Genomic DNA, 19,080 nt, shown 5'->3' on the forward strand with positions numbered 1-19,080 from the left:
CGCAGGTCGATACAGGCGCGATCTCGAGGCAGCCTGTGGCACGATCCGCCGCATGCCCGAGCCCATGCGCCGCTCTTCCCATCGCTATCGCACCTGGCCCGCCACGCTGGCCATCGCGGCGCTGCTGCTCGTCTATGTCGGCGGCTTGCGGTGGTGGGACGCACGGGTCCCCGGCGCACGCAACTTGTCGCCGGGCGAGACGGTCGCGGTCGGCCACGTGCGCTTCGTCCCCGCGAGCGGCTGGCAGATGGATGTCGCACGCTCCCGGCCGGGGCAGTCGATCGTGCTGTTCAAGGGAGGCGCCACCTTCGCGGTCCGCAGCAGCCGTTGGCTTGGGGATCAGACCGGCCCGCTGTCGCGCCAGCAGCGGCTCATGGAGCGGGTGGAGCGGGTTCGCATGGATGGCGACGTGATGGACTTCCACAATGCCTGGGGCCTGCGCGGCGTCTCGTTCGCGTACTACGGCGCCAACGCAACCGGACGCTTCTGGCAGGCGGTGGACACCGGGCGCAAGTCGGTGGTGCAGGTCGACTTCTACGGCCCTCACGAAGGCCAGGCCGATGCCATGGCGCAAGCGCGCGAGATGGTCGACTCGATGGATCTGGAGGCATCGTGACGCCCGACTCTTCGTCCGCATCGGCGGTGCCGGTGTCGGAGTTGGCGAGCATGGCGCTGGCGCCCGTCGATGCCGACGCCCAGCATGGCGCGGACTCTTTCTATCAGCCCAGGCGTGCCGCGTTCTGGCTGCTCGCCGTCCTGATCTTCAACGGGCTGATCTACATGGCGCCGCTGTTCTTCAACGGACTGCGGGTGGTGCCTGTCACGGCGCTGCTGGGCCTGCTGGTGTGGGCGCTCTACACCTGGGCCTTCCTGTGGGTGTTTCGCACCTTCGAACTGCTGGAGCAGCGTCCGCCGGCGGCCTTCGCGCTCGCATTTGCCTGGGGCGGGCTTGCCGCCGCGCATCTGGCCGTGCTGCCCAACATCGCCATCCAGAGCTTGGCGGCGAAGCTGGTTTCGCCGGAGTTCGCGGCCGCCTGGGGGCCGGCATTGGCCGGGCCGATCACAGAGGAGCTTCTCAAGCTGGTTGGTGTGGTGCTGCTGATCCTGGTCGCGCGCAACCAGTTCCGCACGGAGTTGTCGATCCTGGTCGTCGGCGCCGTGGTGGGGCTGGGCTTCCAGGTGGTGGAGAACTTCAGCTACACGGTCCGCGCGGCGATCAACTTCCCGCTGGAAGACCAGGTCACGCCGGTGCTGCTCAACCTGGTCACCCGCGGCTTGCTGAGCGGCCTCTGGAGCCATGCCGCCTACACGACCATCGCGAGCTACGGCGTGGCGTACGCCGTCGTTCGCACGGCCCGGCCTGCCGCCGAACGTGTGGGCATCGCCGTGCTCTTCTTCGCGCTGGCGTGGGCCATGCACTTCGTCTGGAACTCGCCCTGGCTGGAGGATTCGTTCACCGACAGCAACCTGGGCCTGGCGCTGTTGCTCGTCGTCAAGGGCGCGCCCGTGCTGGTGGCGGCCGGCGTGCTGTGGCGATCGGCCATGCGCGAGCAGGGCAGCTATCTGCATGCGATGGCGTCGTACTTCGTGCCCGAGCGCGATCTCCTGCGCGACGACGAGTGGATGCGATTGGGCTCGCCGCTCGAGCGCATGCGCGTGCGTCGCGAGATGGGCCGCCAGTTCGGCCCCCAGGCACGGCGGCTCAAGCACCGCCTGCAGCGCGATCAGCTTCGGCTGGTCCTGTTGGCCGCCACCTATGGCCGGGGCGCGCAGACCCGCCGGCACGAGGCGGCGATCCGCCGTACGCGCGCCCGACTCGACGCACTGACGGCGCAGGCCAAGCTCAGCTGATTGGGCCCGCCGTCACGCGACGGGCATGGCTGCCCACGTGCCGCTATGCGTCGCCGACGTCATCTTCGTCTGCATCGCCTTGCGCCTTGCGAATCGCCAGCGCACGCTGATAGAGCTCGTTGCGGCCCGCGCCGCTGATCTGGGCGGCCAGCCGCACGGCGGTCTTGAGCGGCAGTTCGTCCATCAACAGGCTCAACACCGCTTCCCCCTGGCCAGCATCTTCCGCATCGGTGGGCAGGGCGTGCAGCACCAGCGCGAACTCGCCTCGCGTCCGTTGCCCATCGGCGGCGAGCCAGCCAGGCAGGTCCTGCGCGGGCAGGGTGACAATCTCCTCGAACTGCTTGGTCAGCTCGCGGCCCAGCGTCAGGCCGCGACTGCCCAGCACCGCCAACGCCGTGGCCAGTGCCTCGATGCGATGCGGCGCTTCCAGCAGCACCACGGCCCGCTTCTCGGTGCGCAGGCGGTCGACCGCCGAGGCCCGCTCGCCCGATTTGGTCGGCAGGAAGCCCTCGAAGACGAAGGCGCCCGATGCACCGCCGACCAGTCCCGCCGCGCTGAGCAGGCAGGTGATGCTGCTGGCGCCCGGCAATGGCAGCACGCGGTGCCCGGCCGCGCGCACCGCATCGGCCAGGCGTGCGCCAGGGTCGCTGACGCCGGGCGTGCCGGCGTCGCTCACATAGGCCACGCGTTCGCCGTCGGCCAGGCGCTGGATCACGGCCTGTGCAGCCTCGGCTTCGTTGTGCTGATGCACGGCGAGCAACGACGCGCCTGCGCGCCGCTCGACGCCGAAGGCCCGCAGCATGCCTTGCGTATGGCGGGTGTCCTCGCAGGCAATCGTGTCTGCCAGTTCGAGCACATGCAGCGCGCGCAGCGTGACATCTGCCAGATTGCCGATCGGCGTGGCCACGACATAGAGCGTGCCCTGCGGATAATTCTGCGAGCCCGCGGCTTCGCGGGCGGCCTGCAGTGCGCTGCGAAACGAAGCGGAGACGACGGCGGGTTGAATCAAGGTGAGCGTTCTCCGAAGGGACGGGACAACGAGATGAAGACAGGGAGCAAAACCGAGCGGGGCACGACCATCGCCGGCACCACCACCAAGCAGCGCGGCGACGCTGCCGAACAGGCCGCGCTGGATTACCTCTGCGCGCACGGCCTGGAGCCGGTCGCGCGCAATTATCGGACCCCGGGCCGCGGCGGCGGCGAAATCGATCTGGTCATGCACGAGCCTGCGAGCGGCACGCTGGTGTTCGTCGAGGTGCGCCAGCGCAGCGGGGCCATGCATGGCGGGGCAGGGGCAAGCATCACGGGAATCAAGCAGCGGCGCATCATCTTCGCGGCGCGGCATTTCATCTCGCGCATGCGCGCGCCGCCGCCTTGCCGCTTCGATGTCGTGCTGGTGCAAGAGCGCATCGAATGGCTGCGCGCCGCTTTCGATGCCGGTCAGGGTGCATGAACATTCGCGGCACCGCTATCATGCCGGGCCATCATGCTCGAGCAACGCATACAGCAGCATTTCATCGACAGCGCTGACCTCGAGTTCCAGGCTGGACCGGCGCTGAGCAAGCCCATCACGCAGGCGGTGCAGGCACTGCTCGCGTGCGTCACCAGCGGCGGCAAGGTCATCGCATGCGGCGCAGGCGCCTCTGGCCTGCTGGCTGCTCACTTCGTCGCTCACTTCGTCGGGCGCTTCGAACGCGAGCGGCCCGGCCTGGCCGCCCTGCTGCTGCCTGGCGATGCCGACGATCCGCAGGCCGATCAGGCCGACGCAGCCAACCCGGAACGATTTGCGCGCCAGGTGCGAGCCCTGGGCGAGGCCGGCGACGTGCTGCTGGCCATCAGCCCAAGCGGCGACTCGGCTGCCGTGCTGGCGGCCGCGCAGGCGGCCCACGAACGCGAGATGACGGTGCTGGCCTTGTTGGGCGGGCAGGGTGGTGCGCTCGCCAAGGCGCTGCGCGAGACGGACGTGCAGGTGCTCGTTCCGAACGATCGAATCGCTCGTATCCACGAAGTGCATCTTCTTGCGCTGCATTGCCTTTGCGATGGCGTGGACGCCCAATTGCTTGGCGAGCAGGAAAGCTGAGCCGCAACGGCGTGTGCGCCTACCGGCCCGCGCCTGACCCGTGGGCTAAACTTTCGCGCCATGTTCTTTCAGGAAGGAACTTCATGAAGAAGAAAGCCGCTTTCGTCGCGCAGCGTTCGATCATCACTCTTGCCGCTGGCGCAGCGCTCGCGCTGGCGCTCGGAGGCTGCGTGCCGCTGGTCGTGGGCGGAGCGGCGGTCGGCGCTGGCATGGTGGCAACGGACAGGCGCAGCTCCGGTGCCCAGCTGGACGACACCAACATCGAAGTGCGTGGCGCAGCCCGCATCCGCGACATCGCCAACGACAACATGAACGTGACGGTGATCAGCTTCAACCGCCAGGTGCTGCTGACCGGCACGGTGGCCAGCGAGGCGGACCGTCGCCGCGCCGAGGAAGTGGTCAGCCAGGTGGACAACGTCCGCAAGGTCTACAACGAGGTGGTGGTCGGCACGGGCAGCTCGATCATGGATCGATCCAACGACACCTACATCACCAGCAAGGTGAAGGCGCAACTGGTGAGCCAGAGCGACATCTTCGCCAACAACTTCAAGGTGGTGACCGAGCGCGGCGTGGTCTACCTGATGGGCATCGCCACCCGCGCCGAAACCGATCGCGCCACCGAGATCGCGCGCAGCGTCGACGGCGTGCAGAAGGTTGTGCGGATCGTCGAGATCGTGAGTGCGTCGGAGCTGGGCACGACCACCGGTGGCACCGGTGCGGCGCCTGCTGGCAGCTCGTCGTCGAGCGTTCCTCTGCCGCCGATGGCGCCGCTGCCGCCTGCCGGCACGCCCGCTGGCGGCGGCGCCACCACGTCGCCGGTGCGCTGATCCCTCGCCGGCTCGGGGCGGCTGTGCCGCCCGGCCCTCAGCGCTTGGTGCGCAAGCGCGTGATGAGGCTCGACGTGTCCCAGCGCTGGCCGCCCGCGCGCTGGACGTCCCCGTAGAACTGGTCGACCACGGCCGTCACCGGAAGGGCCGAGCCGTTGCGGCGGGCTTCGTCCAGGCACAGGCCCAGGTCCTTGCGCATCCAGTCGACGGCGAATCCGAAGTCGAACTTGCCTTCGACCATCGTCTTGCCACGGTTGTCCATCTGCCAGCTTTGCGCGGCGCCCTTGCCGATCACGTCGAGCACGGCGTTCATGTCCAGGCCGGCGTTCTGGCCGAAGGCCACTGCTTCCGACAAGCCCTGCACCAGCCCGGCGATCGCGATCTGGTTGACCATCTTGGCCAGCTGGCCACTGCCGCTGGCGCCCAACAGGGTGACGGCCCGCGCAAAGCATTCAGCCGCTGGCTTCATGGTCGCAAAGGCGGTGGCGTCGCCGCCGCACATGACGGTCAGCACGCCGTTCTGGGCGCCTGCCTGCCCGCCGGACACGGGGGCATCGATGAACTGCAGGCCAGCCTGCTGTGCGGCAGCGGCCAGTTCGCGCGCCACCTCGGCCGAGGCGGTGGTGTGATCGACGAAGATCGCGCCCGGCTTCATGCCCGCGAAGGCGCCGTCGCTGCCCAAGGTGACGGAACGCAGATCGTCGTCGTTGCCGACGCAGCAGAACACGATGTCTGCGCCCGCTGCGGCTTCACGTGGTGTGGCGGCGCGGCCTGGCGAGGTTGCCGCGTCGGCGAACTCGGCGCACCAGTCGGCAGCCTTGGCCGCCGTGCGGTTGTAGACCGTGACGCCATGCCCGGCGCGCGCCAGATGGCCCGCCATGGGCCAGCCCATCACGCCCAGCCCGAGAAAGGCGACCTTGCGGCTCGGAGTCGGTGTGTAGCTCTTGGTTTGGATGCTGTTGCTCATGCGCGCGAGCTTAGCGCGCCGGCAGTACCTGGGTGACGGCAAAGCCGCGTTGACCCAGCAGGTTCACCAGCCCGTTAGGTCCGACCATGTGCAGTGCGCCGACGGCCGCAAACACGCGCCGGCCCTTCTCATGCTGCGCGGCAATGCCGTCGGCCAGGTGCGGGTTGCGCTCGTCGAGCAGGCTTTTCCATTGCGCCTTCTCAAGCGCGGTGTTCAGGCAGTCGCACCATTGCTCGTAGCTGGAGAGGCGCTGCAGGTTGCTGTCCGACCACAGGCGAGCCAACTCGAGCATCTGGCTTCGCATCTCGCCGCTTTCCAGTTGCTGCATGAACTGGTCGAGCATTTCGCCTTCTTCCCGGGTCGTGGCGGGAACGAGCGCGGCGTATTGGCGGCTGGCCGTTTCCAGCGCCACCACGGGCACGAGGGCCTTGCGGGCCGTCACCGCGAGGATGACGTCCGCGCCGAAGTCCGCATACAGGCCGTCGGCGCGCGCCGACAGGCCTGCCAGCGTGGTGGCCTGCAGAATCGGCGACAGCTTCTGGATGCCGTTGTCCGGCCCGTCGACGCAAGCGGCCTTGCGCAGCGCCGCCAACCGCTTCGAGCGCTCCGGCGTCATCACCTTGACGCGGCGCTGGGGGTCTCCGCTGGACATCAGCGGCTGCAAGGACTCGCTGTCGAGCACGTCGAGTTCCAGGGCCAGGGTGTCGCTTTGCTGAAGGGCACTGCTGGTTTTCGGGCCGGGCACCACCCAGGGCGCTCGGCCCAGGTGCAGGGTGCCGTAGAGCCAGGAGGCGTGGCCGTCCTTCTCGATCCGCCACAGAAAGCCGCGGTCCTGCGGGTGTTGCGTGGCTTCCTGCACGACAGCCGGTGTCAACACCGTCTGGGGCAGTGGCGGGCAGGCGGGCGTCGCGGCCGACGCAGTGCCGTGGCCGAGCGCCCAGCCAATGGCCAGCAGGGCCACCGTTCGGCGGATGTGGCGCGCCATCGCTTGTTGCGCCAGGCCCAGTTGCCGCGTCGGCGTCAGACGATGGTGAAGTGCTCGGTCCCGGCCGACAGGTCGGTCTGGCGGGCGCGCTGGCTGTTGAGCTTGATCTGCAGTCGCAGGTCGTTGGCCGAATCGGCGTAGCGGATGGCTTCTTCGAAGCCGATCGCGTGGTTCTCGAACAGATCGTAAAGCGCCTGGTCGAAGGTCTGCATGCCCAGGTTGCGGCTCTTCTTCATGATCTCCTTGATCTCGCCCACCTCGCCCTTGAGGATGAGGTCGGAGATCAGCGGGGTGTTCAAGAGAATCTCGACCGCCGCCACGCGCCCGCGACCATCCTCGGTCGGTACCAGGCGCTGCGACACCAGCGAACGCAGGTTGAGCGACAAATCCATCAGCAACTGCGCGCGCCGCTCTTCGGGGAAGAAGTTGATGATCCGGTCCAGCGCCTGGTTGGCGCTGTTGGCGTGCAGGGTGGCCATGCACAGGTGGCCGGTTTCCGCGAAGGCGACGGCATGCTCCATGGTCTCGCGGTCGCGGATCTCGCCCATCAGGATCACGTCGGGCGCCTGGCGCAGCGTGTTCTTCAGCGCCGCTTCCCAGCTTTCGGTGTCGATGCCCACTTCGCGCTGCGTGACGACGCAGTTCTTGTGCGGGTGCACGAATTCCACGGGGTCTTCGACCGTGACGATGTGGCCCTGCGAATTCTCGTTGCGCCAGTCGATCATGGCCGCCAGCGTGGTCGACTTGCCCGAGCCGGTGGCGCCCACCAGGATGCACAGGCCGCGCTTGGTCATCGCCACGTCCTTGAGCACCTGCGGCATGTTCAGCGCGTCGATGGTCGGCAGCGTGGCCGGAATCGTACGCAGGACCATGCCCACCTTGCCCTGTTGCACGAAGGCATTCACCCGGAAGCGCCCGATGCCCGTCGGCGAGATGGCGAAGTTGCACTCCTTGGTGCGCTCGAACTCCGCCATCTGGCGATCGTTCATCACCGAGCGTGTGAGGGCCAGCGTGTGCTGGGCGCCCAACGGCTGTTGCGACACCTTGGTCACCTTGCCGTCGACCTTGATGGCGGGCGGAAAGTCCGCCGTGATGAACAAGTCGCTGCCCTTGCGGCTGACCATCAGCTTGAGCAAATCGTTGATGAACTGGCTGGCCTGATCGCGTTCCATGACAACTCCTAGTTACTTAAGGCTTCACCAAACAGTCATCCAGGGAAGTTCTCCGGAATCTTGGCCTTCGACCGTGCTTCTGCCGCCGAGATCACATTGCGACGCACCAGGTCCGTGAGGTTCTGGTCGAGCGTCTGCATGCCCTGGCCGCTGCCGGTCTGGATCGACGAATACATCTGTGCGACCTTCGCTTCGCGGATCAGGTTGCGGATGGCAGGGGTGCCCAGCATGATTTCGTGCGCCGCCACGCGGCCCTGGCCGTCCTTGGTCTTGCACAGCGTCTGCGAGATCACCGCTTGCAGCGATTCCGACAGCATGGCCCGGATCATTTCCTTCTCCTCGCCGGGGAAGACGTCGATGATCCGGTCGATGGTCTTGGCGGCGCTGGACGTGTGCAGCGTGCCGAACACCAAGTGGCCGGTTTCCGCGGCCGTCATGGCCAGGCGGATGGTTTCCAGGTCGCGCAATTCGCCCACCAGGATGGCGTCCGGGTCTTCGCGAAGCGCCGAGCGCAGCGCGTTCGCGAACGACAGCGTCATCGGCCCGACCTCGCGCTGATTGATCAGGCACTTCTTGGAGTCATGCACGAACTCGATCGGATCCTCCACCGTGAGGATGTGGCCGTATTCGGTCTCGTTGAGGTAGTTGATCATCGCCGCCAGCGTGGTCGACTTGCCCGAGCCGGTCGGGCCGGTCACCAGCACGAGGCCGCGTGGCTTGAGGGCCAGATCGCCGAAGATCTTGGGGGCGTTGAGCTGCTCCAGCGTGAGGATCTTCGACGGAATGGTCCGGAACACGGCCGCAGCGCCGCGCGCCTGGTTGAACGCGTTGACGCGAAAGCGCGCCAGGCCGTCGATCTCGAAGGAGAAGTCGACTTCGAGGAACTCTTCGTAGTGCTTGCGGTGGGTGTCGCTCATGATGTCGTACACCATGGCGTGCACCGCCTTGTGATCGAGCGGCTCGACGTTGATGCGCCGCACGTCGCCGTGCACGCGGATCATGGGCGGAAGACCGGCCGAAAGGTGCAGGTCCGATGCCTTGTTCTTGACGCTGAAAGCGAGCAGTTGGGTAATGTCCACGAAGCCCCTCGACTCGAAGAATTGACGTCAGGCTAAAGTCTTAGTGACGTTTTGATACGAATTTGAACGATTATGACGACGATCGCGTCCAATCTCCAGCAAGTACACGAAAGGATCGTGACTGCCTGCACGGCAGCAGGCCGCGATCCGCAGAGTGTGCGCCTGTTGGCGGTCTCCAAGACGTTTCCGGCGCAAGCGTTGCGTGCGGCCCACGCTGCGGGCCAGAGCGCCTTCGGCGAGAACTACGTGCAGGAGGCCGAAACCAAGATCCTGGCCTTGACCGATCTGCGCGCGCAACTGGAATGGCATTGCATCGGCCCGCTGCAAAGCAACAAGACGCGCGTGGTGGCCGAGCATTTCGACTGGGTGCACAGCGTCGACCGACTCAAGATCGCCCAGCGGCTGTCGGACCAGCGCACGCCCAGCCTGCCACCCCTTCAAGTCTGCCTGCAGATCAACGTGGATGGCGGGGCCAACAAGTCGGGCGTTCCGCCGGCCGAGGCGCTGGAACTGGCGCGCGCGGTGGCTGCCCTGCCGAACCTGCGCCTGCGAGGCCTGATGGCCATCCCCGAGCCGGCCGAAGGCTTCGATGCGCAAAAGCAACTCTTTTTGCGTGCCAGAGCCGTCTACGACGAATTGCGAGACGCCGGCCTGGCGCTGGATACCCTGTCGATGGGCATGAGCGCCGACCTGGAAGCGGCCATTGCCGCCGGCAGCACGATGGTGCGGGTGGGAACGGCCATCTTCGGCGCCCGCTGAGCCCCGTCCAACTGGGCGCCCCAAGGCCCGAACGGGCCGCTGTCCGACACGTGTCGCTGCGGCAGGCCGACGCCGCGCGCGGCCTTCTGACGGTGCAATGGGCACGATGATCCCCAAAGAGATCCTTCGATGACCACACACCTGACCCGCCGAAGCCCCGTTGCCCTTCGAGCAGCGGCTGCCGTCGCCGCGCTGGGCATGCTCGCCGCTTGCGGCACCAGCAAGGAAGAGCGGCTTGCCGCCTATCAGCCCGAGAAGTTCTCATCGACCAATGCGCATTCGCGCAGCTTTCCCGCCAGCGAGGCAAAGACGTGCGAAGCCGCGCGGCGGGCCATGCTGAGCCAGGGCTACCAGGTCAAGGCAGCCACCGGCGAGGAGGTCAGTGGCAACAAGAGCTTCCAGCCCGATCCCGAGGTGCACATGGAGGTGCAACTGCGCGTGGTCTGCGCGCCCGAAGCCAAGGCCGCAAAGGCCGCCACGAGCGATCAGAAGCAGTCCAGCACCGCCTTCGTGAGCGCACTGCAGGACCGCTACGGCATCAAGAAGGTGAACAACTCGGCCAGCGTGGGGGTGGGCGTGCTCGGATCGTTCTCGTTGCCGTACTCGTCGAGCGAGGACGCGATGGTCAAACTCGCCAGCGAAACGGTGTCGGACGAACAGTTCTACGACCGTTTCTACGCGCTGATGGACCGCTACCTCACGGTGGAAGGCCCCGATCCGGAGCCGCCCAAGCCGCTTGCAGCCCGCACGGACGCCAATGCCAAGGAAACGGCGAGTGGCGCGCCGGCGGAGGCGGGCGCGAGTTCGCAAAGCAAGCCATAGCGGCAATTCGCCAGTTCGACGACCCATAGCGTTCCTGCCTCGCGAGCGGCACGCGAAATCGCGGCTGCCGCGGAACACGCGCGCCGATCCGGACTCACAGCACAAGGCCGGTCGTACCGACCGGGTTAGCATTTGAGTCCGATGTTCCAGCGTTATTCACCGATCGTCCTCGTTTCCGGCTTCCAGGGCCGCATTGGCGCCTGTTCGGCGCGGCTGATTGCAGCGGCCGCGCTGGGCCTGCTCGCTGCCGGGTGCGCCAGCACCGGATCCACCGCCCGGGCCAACTACGAGACGGAGGACTTCAACTCCACCGACACCCACACGCGTACCTTTGTCGCAACGCAGGCGCAAACCTGCGAGGCCGCGCGGCGCGCGCTGCTCAGCCAGGGTTACCTGATCGGCTCGAACGAGCCCACGCTTGTTTCGGGCAAGAAGGCTTTCCAGCCCGATGCCGACGTGCACCTGGAAATCGACTTTCGCGTGGTGTGCGCCAAGGACAGCGGCGGGCGCCAGGATACGGACAAGCCCCGCACGATTGCCTTCGTGAGCGCGCTGCAGGACCGCTACAGCCTCAAGAAGATCAACAACTCCGCCAGCGTCGGCGTCAGTGTGATCGGCTCGGTCTCGCTGCCTTATTCGCAGACCGATGATTCGCTGGTCAAGGTGGCCAGCCAGACCGTGACGGACGAGAAGTTCTACGACCGCTTCTTCAAGATCGTCGATCGCTACCTGAGCCTGGATTCGACCGAGCCGGCGCCGCCGGTGTCCCTCCCGGTGGTGCCGCAGGCCCGCGTGTTTCCGGAGCAGGCCGCGCCGGGCGCCACGCCACCGGCCACCCAGGCGGGACTGGCGATGGTGACGCCGCTTGCGCCGCTGCCGCCACTGGAGCCCCAGGCGCCTGCTGCCCAGGCGGATCTGCAGCTCACGCCGCCGGCGCCCGCCGCACCGCCCGCCAAGCCTGCGGCGCCCACGCGCTCGGTCTCCGGAACCGTGGAACCGATGGGCGAGCCTCAGGCCCTGCCCGCCAAGGCGGCAGGCGCGACCGCCGCCGCGCCATCGGCGCAGTAGGCGCGTCGGCGGGCATCGGCGCGTCGGCCAGAGAGCGTCTGTTGCAGCCGTACTACTTGCGGCCCTTCTTCTTCGCCGGCGGCGCGGCCACGGATGGCTTGGACTTGCCGCCTTTCTCCCGCGTGTAGACGTCGTAGTACTCGGCGGCCAGTTCGCGCACCGCGCGGCCGATGTTGGCGTAGTCGTATTCGTTGAGGTTGGCCAGCGACACGCGCCCGGATGCGTGCGGCGTTCCGAAGCCCTTGCCAGGCAGCATCACCACGCCGCTCTTCTGGGCGATTCTGAACAGCAGCTCGTTGGGCCGGAACCTGGATGCCATCCATTTGCCGAAGTCGCGGCCGTACATCTGCGAGGCGAGGGCCTCGCCATCGATCAGGTGGTAGTAGTCGACCGAGTTCGGATCGTCGGCCATGGGCAGCGCCAACTCACGATAGAGCGCCGCCTTGCGCCGGCGCACGATCTGCTTCATCGCGTTCTTGTAGTTGTCGCGCTCGTCCATGAGGCAGAACAGCGAGAACAGCACCATCTGCACCTGCACCGGCGTGGACAGGCCGGCCGTGTGGTTGAGTGCGACGGTGCGGCTGTCGGCCACCAGCCGGTCGATGAACTTGAGCTTGCGCGGCTCGGTGGTGATGGAGCTGTAGCGCTCGTCCAGCTCCTTGCGCAACGGCTCGGGCAGCTTGGCGATCTTCTCGTCCAGCACGTTGTGCTCGTGCGTGGCCACCACGCCCATGCGCCAGCCGGTGGCGCCGAAGTACTTCGAATACGAATACACCAGGATGGTGTTGTACGGGCACATGGCGAAGAGCGACACGAAGTCGTCGGCGAACGTGCCGTAGACGTCGTCGGTCAGGATGATCAGGTCGGGCCGCTTCTTCACGATGGCCGCCAGGTGCTCGAGCACTTCGTCCGACATCTTCACCGAAGGCGGGTTGCTCGGGTTGCACAGGAAGAAGGCCTTCACCTTCGGATCGAGCAGCTTGTCCAGCTCCTTCTTGGTGAATTGCCAGTTGTTCTCCGGAGGTGCGTCGATCTCCACTTCGACCAGCTGGTAGTCGTTGAGGTGCGGGATCTCGATGTACGGCGTGAAGATCGGCATGCCCAGCGCAATCGCGTCACCCTTCTTGATCAGGTGGTTTTCCTTCAGGCTGTTGAACAGGTAGGTCATGGCGGCGGTTCCGCCTTCGACCGCATACATGTCGAACCGGCCGGCAAACGGGTGCTTGCCGATCATCTCCTGATGGATGTACTTGCCCACGACGATTTCGGACAGGCGCAGGAAGCGGTCCGGCACGGGGTAGTTGCACGCCAGGATGGCCTCGCACATCTCGTAAAGGAAGTCGCCGGCCGACAGGCCCAGCTGGTCGCGCACATACGAGACGGCAGCCGCGATGAAGCGCACGCCTTCCACGTCCTGGTTGCGGTGGATGAAGATCGCAAAGCGCTCCTCGATGCCTTCGCGCTGCGGGAAGCCGCCCACGTTCTCCATGTACTGGTAGGAACGCTCGGACTCCGTCATGGCAAACAGCCCGAACTGGAAGAAGCCGTGGCGCGGCAGCGTCGCCAGGAAGTTCGGGTTGCCCCGACCGGCATTGAGCATCGACCGGTCGCTCTCCTTGGCCACCTGGATGAGCGCATCCTTGAGCTCGAAGGGGCTCAGGCTGGCCAGTTTCTCGACGTCGCTGAAGTCCATGCATCTTCTCCTTGGGTTGAGACGGGAAGGCGCCGCCGCGTCGCGCGACGGCGCCGGATTCGTTGTCAGGCGAGCGCCACGATCAGCGGGCCGAGCAGGGTGAGCAGAACGTTGGCCAGCGCGTAGGTGATGGCAAAGGGCACAGTGGGAATCGAATTGCCTGCCTTGTCGAGCACCTCGCCGAATGCCGGATTGGCGCTTCGCGATCCCGAGAGCGCCCCGGCCAGGATGGCGGCGTTGTCGTAGCGCAGCACGTAGCGGCCGATGAGCAGCGTGATGATCAGCGGCACCAGCGTCACCACGACGCCCACCACGAACAGCGTCAGACCGTGCTCGCGGATGGTGGTGACCGCCTGCAGGCCCGACTGCAGTCCGACCACGGCAACGAAGCCGGCCAGGCCCAGGTCCTTGAGGATCTGCACCGCGCCGGGCGGCATGGCGCCGAAGGTCTGGCGGCGCGCCCTGTACCAGCCAAAGACCAGGCCCGACAGCAGGGCGCCTCCGCCGGATCCGAGCGTGAGCGGAATGCCGCCGATCTTCGCGCTCAGCAGGCCGACCAGCAGGCCCACCACCAGGCCGGCACCGAGGTAGACGAAATCGGTCTTGCTGCCGGTGACCACCACCTCGCCCAGGACGCTGGCCACGCGGCGCACGTCGTGCTCGGCGCCGTAGAGCGTGGCCGTGTCGCCGGGCAGGATCACCAGGTCAGGGTCGAGCGCCAGTGGCTTGCCCATGCGGCGCAGACCCACCACATAAACGCCGTGGCGCACGCCGCCGGTGGTCGCCAGACGGATCTGGTCCACCGTCTTGCCCGTCAATTCCTTGCTGGTGATGACCACGTCGCGATGCAGCATGGTGAGGTCCATGCCGTCGATGCCATAGACCTCGCGGCCCAGCAGCGAGCCGCTGGACACCACCGCCGCGCGCCGGCCCACCACCAGCACCACGTCATCCTGCTCCAGCTGCAGTTGGGGCGTGACTTCGACGAACTTGTCGCCGCGCTTGACCCGTTCGATCGTGATGGGCGGCTCGCCAAGGGCGGCTTCCACCTGCGCGACGGTGTGCGCCTTGCCCGCGCTCACCTTGAACAGGCGGCCGATCAGGTCGGGCGCGGCTTCGCGCTGGCCTTCGCCGAGCACCCGCACGCCGCCGGACTGCATCTGCGACTCGGCCTTGATGGCATCGTCGCGAATGCCGCGCTTCATCAGCCAGGGCAGGATGTTGACGCACACGATGATGGCACCGAAGGAGCCGAACACATAGGTCACCGCATAGCCGATGGCCACGTTGGCTTGCAGGCGTTGCGTTTCGTCCGGCGCGAGGCCGAGCTTGGCGATGGCGTCGCCCGCGGTGCCGATGATGGCCGACTGCGTGAGCCCCCCTGCCGCCACGCCGGCGGCCAGGCCCTTGTCCAGGCCCGTCAGCTTGGCCATGACCACCACCGTCGCCAGACCGGTGATGGCCAGGATCACGGCCAGTGCGATCTCGCGCAGAGACTGCCGCCCCAGCGAGTTGAAGAAGTCCGGCCCGCTTTCGTAGCCCACCGCGTAGATGAACAGGGCGAACAGCACCGATTTCACGCCCGAATCGATCTCCACGCCCACCTGGCTGACCACGCAAGCCACCAGCAGCGAGCCGGCCACGCCGCCCAACTGGAACTTGCCGAACTTCACCTTGCCGAGCAGATAGCCCAGCGCGAGCGAGAGGAACAGGGCGATCTCTGGAGAACGCTTGAAGATGTCGTGCAGCCAATCCATGCGTCGGGCTCCTTTCCGGTCTTTCGATGGGCGGGGCGCGGCGGCGTCAGCCCGGGTTCGCCAGTCCGGCCAGCGCGACGATCACCGGCCCCATCAGCGGCAGGATGACGTTCGAGATGGCATAGGTGATCGTGTAGCCCAGAAGCGGCGTGGTGTTGCCCGCCGCGCTCTGGATGGCGCTCAGCGCCGGCGTGCTGCACTGCTGGCCGGCGATGGCGCCGAACAGCACAGGCACATCGATCTTGAGCAGGTGGTGGCCGACCATCAGCGAGCAGAACGCCGGCAGCACGGCGATGACCACGCCCATCAGCGGCAGCGAAACGCCGTACTTGTGCACCAGCTCGAGCGCCTGCGGCCCGGAAGCGAGGCCCACGCATGCGATGAAGGTGGCCAGCCCGATGTCCTTGAGCAGGTTCAATGCATCGTCGGGCAGGCTCAGGCGGCTGGGGTGCCGGGCCTGGAACCAGCCGAACACCAGCCCGGTGAGCAGCGCGCCGCCGCCCGTTCCCAGTGACAGCGGCACGCCGCCGACCTTGACGCTGAACATGCCGATGAACACCCCCAGCACGATGCCCGCGGAGGCGAGGGCGATGTTGCTCTTGACCGACTTGAGCACCGGCTCGCCCAGCGACTTGACCGCCGGGCCGATCTGCTCGGCCGTGCCGAAGACCTCGAGCCGGTCGCCCAACTGCAGCTTGAGATCGGGCAGCAGCGGCATGCTCTGCGTGCCGCGCGAGACCTTGCCCACCAGCACGCTGTCGCCCACCGGCGGCGCAGCCCCGTTGGCGCCGGGCAGGGACAGATCGCGCAGGCGCAGGCCCTGCACCGCTTCGTTGCGCAGGACCAGCGTCGCGCTCTGCAGCACCAGGCCGAATGCGGCCACATCGCCCGATTCCTCCGCCATGCCGGGGCCGACGCTCTGGATGGCATCCACCAGCGTTCGACGATGGCCGATGACGAGCACACGGTCACCCACCTCGAACGCCGTGTCTTGCGTCACCGGCAATGGGCGGCCGTGACGGATCAGGCCCTGGACGCTGCCGGAGCCGCCCAGCCGCTCGGTCAGTCGAGCGACGCTGCCACCGACGGCGCGCACCTCGTACACGCGTCCCACGAGTTCCGGCGCGGCCGCCGTGGCATTGGCATCGTCGACCTCGCCGCCCATGGCCTTCCAGAGGCGATCGGCTTCCTCGCGAAGATTCACCCGCAGGATCAGCGGGAACAACTGGCTCGTGACCACCACGATCGTGATCAGGCCGAAGATGTACGTGATCGAGTAGGCCGTGACCACGTTGGCCTGCAACTGATGGATCTGCTCGGGTGGCAACGCCAGTTTTGAGATGGCGTCCGTGGCCGTGCCGACGACGGCCGACTCGGTGGCCGCGCCGGCCATCATGCCGGCCGCGGTGCCGGGATCGAGCTTCATGAAGTGCGTGGCCAGCAGCACCAGCGTGAGCACGACCACGACCTCGATCAGGCAAAGCAGCCCGATGCGCAAGCCCTTGGCATTGAGGTTCGCGAAGAACTGCGGCCCGCCCGCATAGCCCAGCGCGAAGATGAAGAGCATGAAGAACACGTTCTTCACGCTGGGCTCGAGCGTGACGCCAAGCTGCCCGATGACGAGCGCGGCGATCAGCGTGCCGCAGATGCCGCCGAGCTGAATGGGGCCGAACTTGATCTGGCCGATGGCATAGCCGATGGCCAACGCCAAGAACAAGGCAATCTCAGGATGCGCGCGGAGCAAGTCCCCAACCCAGCCAAGTAGCGTCATGTTCTCGTGTATCGATCAGTGCCGACACATTCATTTGACAATGGCGGGCGAGTGTAGCGCTTGCAGGCCCGCTTTTCGAGACACTTTTGGCGGCTCTCCTCGATATGGAGGAGAGCGCCTCCTCAGGACGCGTTGCCTGGCCGCTCCATCTTGCACTGCGTGCCCTGGGCCAGCTCGTTGCCTGTGTAGACGGCATCGGTGCGAAAGCCGTAGTTCGTACCTTCCCAGCCGACCTTCACGGTCTTGCCGTCGACGGGCGCGATGGTGTTGACGACTTGCGGCAGCAGCAACTGATGGTCTTCGCCGCGCATGGTCACAGGGCCGACCACGGAGTCGTATTGGAGGTTCTCCAGCGCATACGCCACTTTCACCGTGTCGGTGCTCTTGGCCTTGGCGATGGCGGCGGCCAGCAGGCGGGGCGTCATATCGATGCGCGGCGCCAGGAAGTCCTTGCCGGTGCGCGCCTTGTAGGCCTGGGCCAATGCCTCGGCCTTGGGCACGCCCTCTTCGCCCGGATGCCATTCCGCCACCCAGGTGAGCTGGCCCACCTTCGATTGCGATACGGCCAGCACCGTCCCCGGTATGGCGCCGGCGCTGTGGTTGAAGTAGCGCAAGTCGTAGCCCGCATCGCCTGCTGCCTTGAGCAGCAGGGTCATGTCCTGGCCCCAGTTGCCGGTGATGACCGAATCGGCACCCGACTGACGGATGTTGGCCACGTAAGGCGCGAAGTCCTTGACGCGTCCGATGGGGTGCAGGGTCTCGCCGACGAACTGGACGTCCGGGCGTGCCAGGCCCACCAGTTGCCGACCGTACGAGGCCCATTGCCGGCCGTGCGCATAGTCCTGGTTGAGCAGATAGACCTTCTGGACCTGCGGCGTCTTCTTGATGTAGTTGGCGATGGCCTTCATCTTCATCGCCGTGTTGGCTTCGGTCTGGAAATGCCAGAAGCTGCAGTTCTTGCCCGTCATGTCCGGGTCGATGGAGGAATGGTTGAGCACCAGCAGTTCCTTGCCCGGGTTGCGCTGGTTCCAGCGCGAGACCGACTGCACCAGCGCCGCCACCACCGAAGAGCCCGAGCCGCCGGTGACGATGGCCCGCGCGCCCTGGTCGATGGCCGCCTGCAGGGCGCTCTGGCTTTCCTGAGCCGAAAGCTTGCTGTCGAACTGGAGTACCTCCATCTTCTGGCCGCCGGGCAACCCGCCATGCGCGTTGATGTCGTCGACCGCATAGCGCACATGCAGCAGCATGAGTTCGCCCACGTTGGCGAACGGGCCGGACAACGGATCGATGTAGGCGATCTTGTACGTGTCGGAGGCATGCGCCAGGGGCGCGGCCAGCATGGCTGCCAAGGCTGCTGCGCGCAGCGCAAAGCGCGGGTGTCGAATGTTCGGCATGTTGTCTCCGGTGGGTTGTGGATGCCGCCGCCAGGGCGGCGCGGAAAGTCAGCGAGCAGGCATGTTTCGTTCGCGCAGGCCGATGACGCGATAGGCAAGGACGCACAGCTTGTCGGTCAGTTCGTCCTGCGAATAGCGCCCGTCGGTTCGATACCAGGTGTAGAGAAAGCCGGGGAGGCTGCAGGCGGCCAGGGCGGTGATCGAGGCGTCGTCGAAATCGAGGTCGCCGTCGCTGCGCGCTCGCTCCAGCAGAGGGCAGAGCTGGTTGTAGAAATGCCGCGCCAGCTTGCGCTGTGCTTCGCGGTACTCGTCTCGATACACCTGCGGCTCGCGGTAGGGGAAGAAGGCGCAAGGCTGATTGACGATGGTGGCGTGGATGAGCCTGCGCAGGCCTTCCAGCACCTTCTCGCAGGCCGAGCGCGCATCGTCGGGTGCGAAGTCCATGGCCGTCAGGCATTCGACGGCGGGCCGCCACGACAGCGTCTCGAAGATCTCCTGCTTGTCTGTGAAGTAGTAGTAGACGAAGGGCTTGGTCGCCCCGAGCGCCCGCACGATCTGGGCCATCGTGGTGTTCGCATAGCCCTGGTCGGCGAACAGTTGCGCTGCCGCGCGCAGGATCCGCTCGCGTTGCAAGTCGGTACTCTGGTTGGCAACGCGCTGGCGGCCCGTGCCCGGCGGCATGTGCGGCGCTGTTCCTGCGGCCTGCGGCGTCTTGCCGGTCGGTTTCGGAGCGCGCTTGCGGCGAGCGGGTTTTTGCGGTGTCGCCGAAGTTATACCCATGGGTAGGATTGTTGTTGCAACATCCATTCGATGACAAGGCAAGGCGTCGAGCGCGGCGCTATCGATAACCCTGAG

General features: G+C 66.7%; 18 protein-coding genes. 8 read left to right on the forward strand and 10 right to left on the reverse strand.

Annotation, left to right across the window (positions count from 1 at the left end; translation table 11 throughout):
- Nucleotides 1-52: 52 nt before the first annotated feature.
- Together QTH91_RS20805 and QTH91_RS20810 are read left to right on the forward strand one after the other, a co-directional pair.
- The gene (locus tag QTH91_RS20805) at nucleotides 53-616 is read left to right on the forward strand and encodes a hypothetical protein (protein WP_286662059.1); all 564 of its coding nucleotides are present in this window, start codon (nucleotides 53-55) and stop codon (nucleotides 614-616) included.
- Entirely contained in the window at nucleotides 613-1,851 is a 1,239-nt protein-coding gene (locus QTH91_RS20810; protein ID WP_286662060.1) for a PrsW family intramembrane metalloprotease, read from the forward strand. Before QTH91_RS20805 ends, QTH91_RS20810 begins: the two co-directional genes overlap by 4 nt.
- Nucleotides 1,852-1,894: 43 nt before the next feature.
- On the opposite strand, the gene rsmI is transcribed toward QTH91_RS20810, so the two are convergent.
- Nucleotides 1,895-2,860, reverse strand: a complete 966-nt coding sequence (gene rsmI, locus QTH91_RS20815; RefSeq protein WP_286662061.1) for a 16S rRNA (cytidine(1402)-2'-O)-methyltransferase — start codon at nucleotides 2,858-2,860, stop codon at nucleotides 1,895-1,897.
- A gap of 33 nt (nucleotides 2,861-2,893) precedes the next feature.
- Between rsmI and QTH91_RS20820 the strand changes: the two genes are divergently transcribed.
- From QTH91_RS20820 to QTH91_RS20830, 3 genes are all read left to right on the forward strand, one after another.
- On the forward strand, nucleotides 2,894-3,304 hold the full coding sequence (locus tag QTH91_RS20820; protein ID WP_286662062.1) for a YraN family protein: 411 nt from the start codon (nucleotides 2,894-2,896) through the stop codon (nucleotides 3,302-3,304).
- Nucleotides 3,305-3,337: 33 nt separating this feature from the next.
- The gene (locus QTH91_RS20825) at nucleotides 3,338-3,931 is read left to right on the forward strand and encodes an SIS domain-containing protein (RefSeq protein ID WP_286662063.1); all 594 of its coding nucleotides are present in this window, start codon (nucleotides 3,338-3,340) and stop codon (nucleotides 3,929-3,931) included.
- Between the two features lie 83 nt (nucleotides 3,932-4,014).
- Nucleotides 4,015-4,758, forward strand: coding sequence for a BON domain-containing protein (locus QTH91_RS20830; RefSeq protein ID WP_286662064.1), 744 nt, complete (start codon nucleotides 4,015-4,017; stop codon nucleotides 4,756-4,758).
- Between the two features lie 37 nt (nucleotides 4,759-4,795).
- Here QTH91_RS20830 and QTH91_RS20835 read toward each other — a convergent pair whose 3' ends face one another.
- The 4 genes from QTH91_RS20835 to QTH91_RS20850 are packed head-to-tail and all read right to left on the reverse strand — an operon-like array spanning nucleotide 4,796 to nucleotide 8,961.
- Complete coding sequence (locus tag QTH91_RS20835; protein WP_286662065.1) at nucleotides 4,796-5,725, reverse strand: NAD(P)-dependent oxidoreductase; 930 nt, start codon at nucleotides 5,723-5,725, stop codon at nucleotides 4,796-4,798.
- A 10-nt stretch (nucleotides 5,726-5,735) separates the two neighbouring features.
- A complete protein-coding gene (locus tag QTH91_RS20840) occupies nucleotides 5,736-6,710 on the reverse strand; it encodes a TraB/GumN family protein (RefSeq protein WP_286662066.1) in 975 nt (324 codons plus the stop codon).
- A gap of 35 nt (nucleotides 6,711-6,745) precedes the next feature.
- Complete coding sequence (locus tag QTH91_RS20845) at nucleotides 6,746-7,882, reverse strand: PilT/PilU family type 4a pilus ATPase (protein WP_286662067.1); 1,137 nt, start codon at nucleotides 7,880-7,882, stop codon at nucleotides 6,746-6,748.
- 35 nt (nucleotides 7,883-7,917) lie between these two features.
- The gene (locus QTH91_RS20850) at nucleotides 7,918-8,961 is read right to left on the reverse strand and encodes a type IV pilus twitching motility protein PilT (protein ID WP_286662068.1); all 1,044 of its coding nucleotides are present in this window, start codon (nucleotides 8,959-8,961) and stop codon (nucleotides 7,918-7,920) included.
- Between the two features lie 72 nt (nucleotides 8,962-9,033).
- Between QTH91_RS20850 and QTH91_RS20855 the strand changes: the two genes are divergently transcribed.
- From QTH91_RS20855 to QTH91_RS20865, 3 genes are all read left to right on the forward strand, one after another.
- Nucleotides 9,034-9,720 carry a YggS family pyridoxal phosphate-dependent enzyme gene (locus QTH91_RS20855; RefSeq protein WP_286662069.1) on the forward strand — a complete coding sequence of 229 codons (687 nt, stop codon included), beginning with the start codon at nucleotides 9,034-9,036 and terminating at the stop codon, nucleotides 9,718-9,720.
- Between the two features lie 129 nt (nucleotides 9,721-9,849).
- Nucleotides 9,850-10,542: a DUF2242 domain-containing protein gene (locus QTH91_RS20860; RefSeq protein WP_286662070.1), complete on the forward strand. Its 693-nt coding sequence runs from the start codon at nucleotides 9,850-9,852 to the stop codon at nucleotides 10,540-10,542.
- Between the two features lie 141 nt (nucleotides 10,543-10,683).
- A complete protein-coding gene (locus tag QTH91_RS20865; protein ID WP_286662071.1) occupies nucleotides 10,684-11,610 on the forward strand; it encodes a DUF2242 domain-containing protein in 927 nt (308 codons plus the stop codon).
- 52 nt (nucleotides 11,611-11,662) lie between these two features.
- On the opposite strand, the gene QTH91_RS20870 is transcribed toward QTH91_RS20865, so the two are convergent.
- The 5 genes from QTH91_RS20870 to QTH91_RS20890 form a co-directional block, all read right to left on the reverse strand.
- On the reverse strand, nucleotides 11,663-13,303 hold the full coding sequence (locus QTH91_RS20870; protein WP_286662072.1) for a bifunctional aspartate transaminase/aspartate 4-decarboxylase: 1,641 nt from the start codon (nucleotides 13,301-13,303) through the stop codon (nucleotides 11,663-11,665).
- 65 nt (nucleotides 13,304-13,368) lie between these two features.
- Nucleotides 13,369-15,060: an aspartate-alanine antiporter gene (gene aspT, locus QTH91_RS20875; protein ID WP_286662073.1), complete on the reverse strand. Its 1,692-nt coding sequence runs from the start codon at nucleotides 15,058-15,060 to the stop codon at nucleotides 13,369-13,371.
- 46 nt (nucleotides 15,061-15,106) lie between these two features.
- Nucleotides 15,107-16,831 (reverse strand): aspartate-alanine antiporter, encoded by a 1,725-nt coding sequence (gene aspT, locus QTH91_RS20880; protein WP_286662074.1) that lies wholly within the window; start codon nucleotides 16,829-16,831, stop codon nucleotides 15,107-15,109.
- Nucleotides 16,832-16,953: 122 nt separating this feature from the next.
- Nucleotides 16,954-18,225: a branched-chain amino acid ABC transporter substrate-binding protein gene (locus QTH91_RS20885; RefSeq protein WP_390368041.1), complete on the reverse strand. Its 1,272-nt coding sequence runs from the start codon at nucleotides 18,223-18,225 to the stop codon at nucleotides 16,954-16,956.
- A gap of 48 nt (nucleotides 18,226-18,273) precedes the next feature.
- The gene (locus tag QTH91_RS20890; protein WP_286662075.1) at nucleotides 18,274-19,005 is read right to left on the reverse strand and encodes a TetR/AcrR family transcriptional regulator; all 732 of its coding nucleotides are present in this window, start codon (nucleotides 19,003-19,005) and stop codon (nucleotides 18,274-18,276) included.
- Between the last annotated feature and the right edge of the window lie 75 nt (nucleotides 19,006-19,080).

The sequence above is a fragment of the Variovorax dokdonensis genome (assembly GCF_030316895.1).
GTDB lineage: Bacteria > Pseudomonadota > Gammaproteobacteria > Burkholderiales > Burkholderiaceae_C > Variovorax > Variovorax dokdonensis.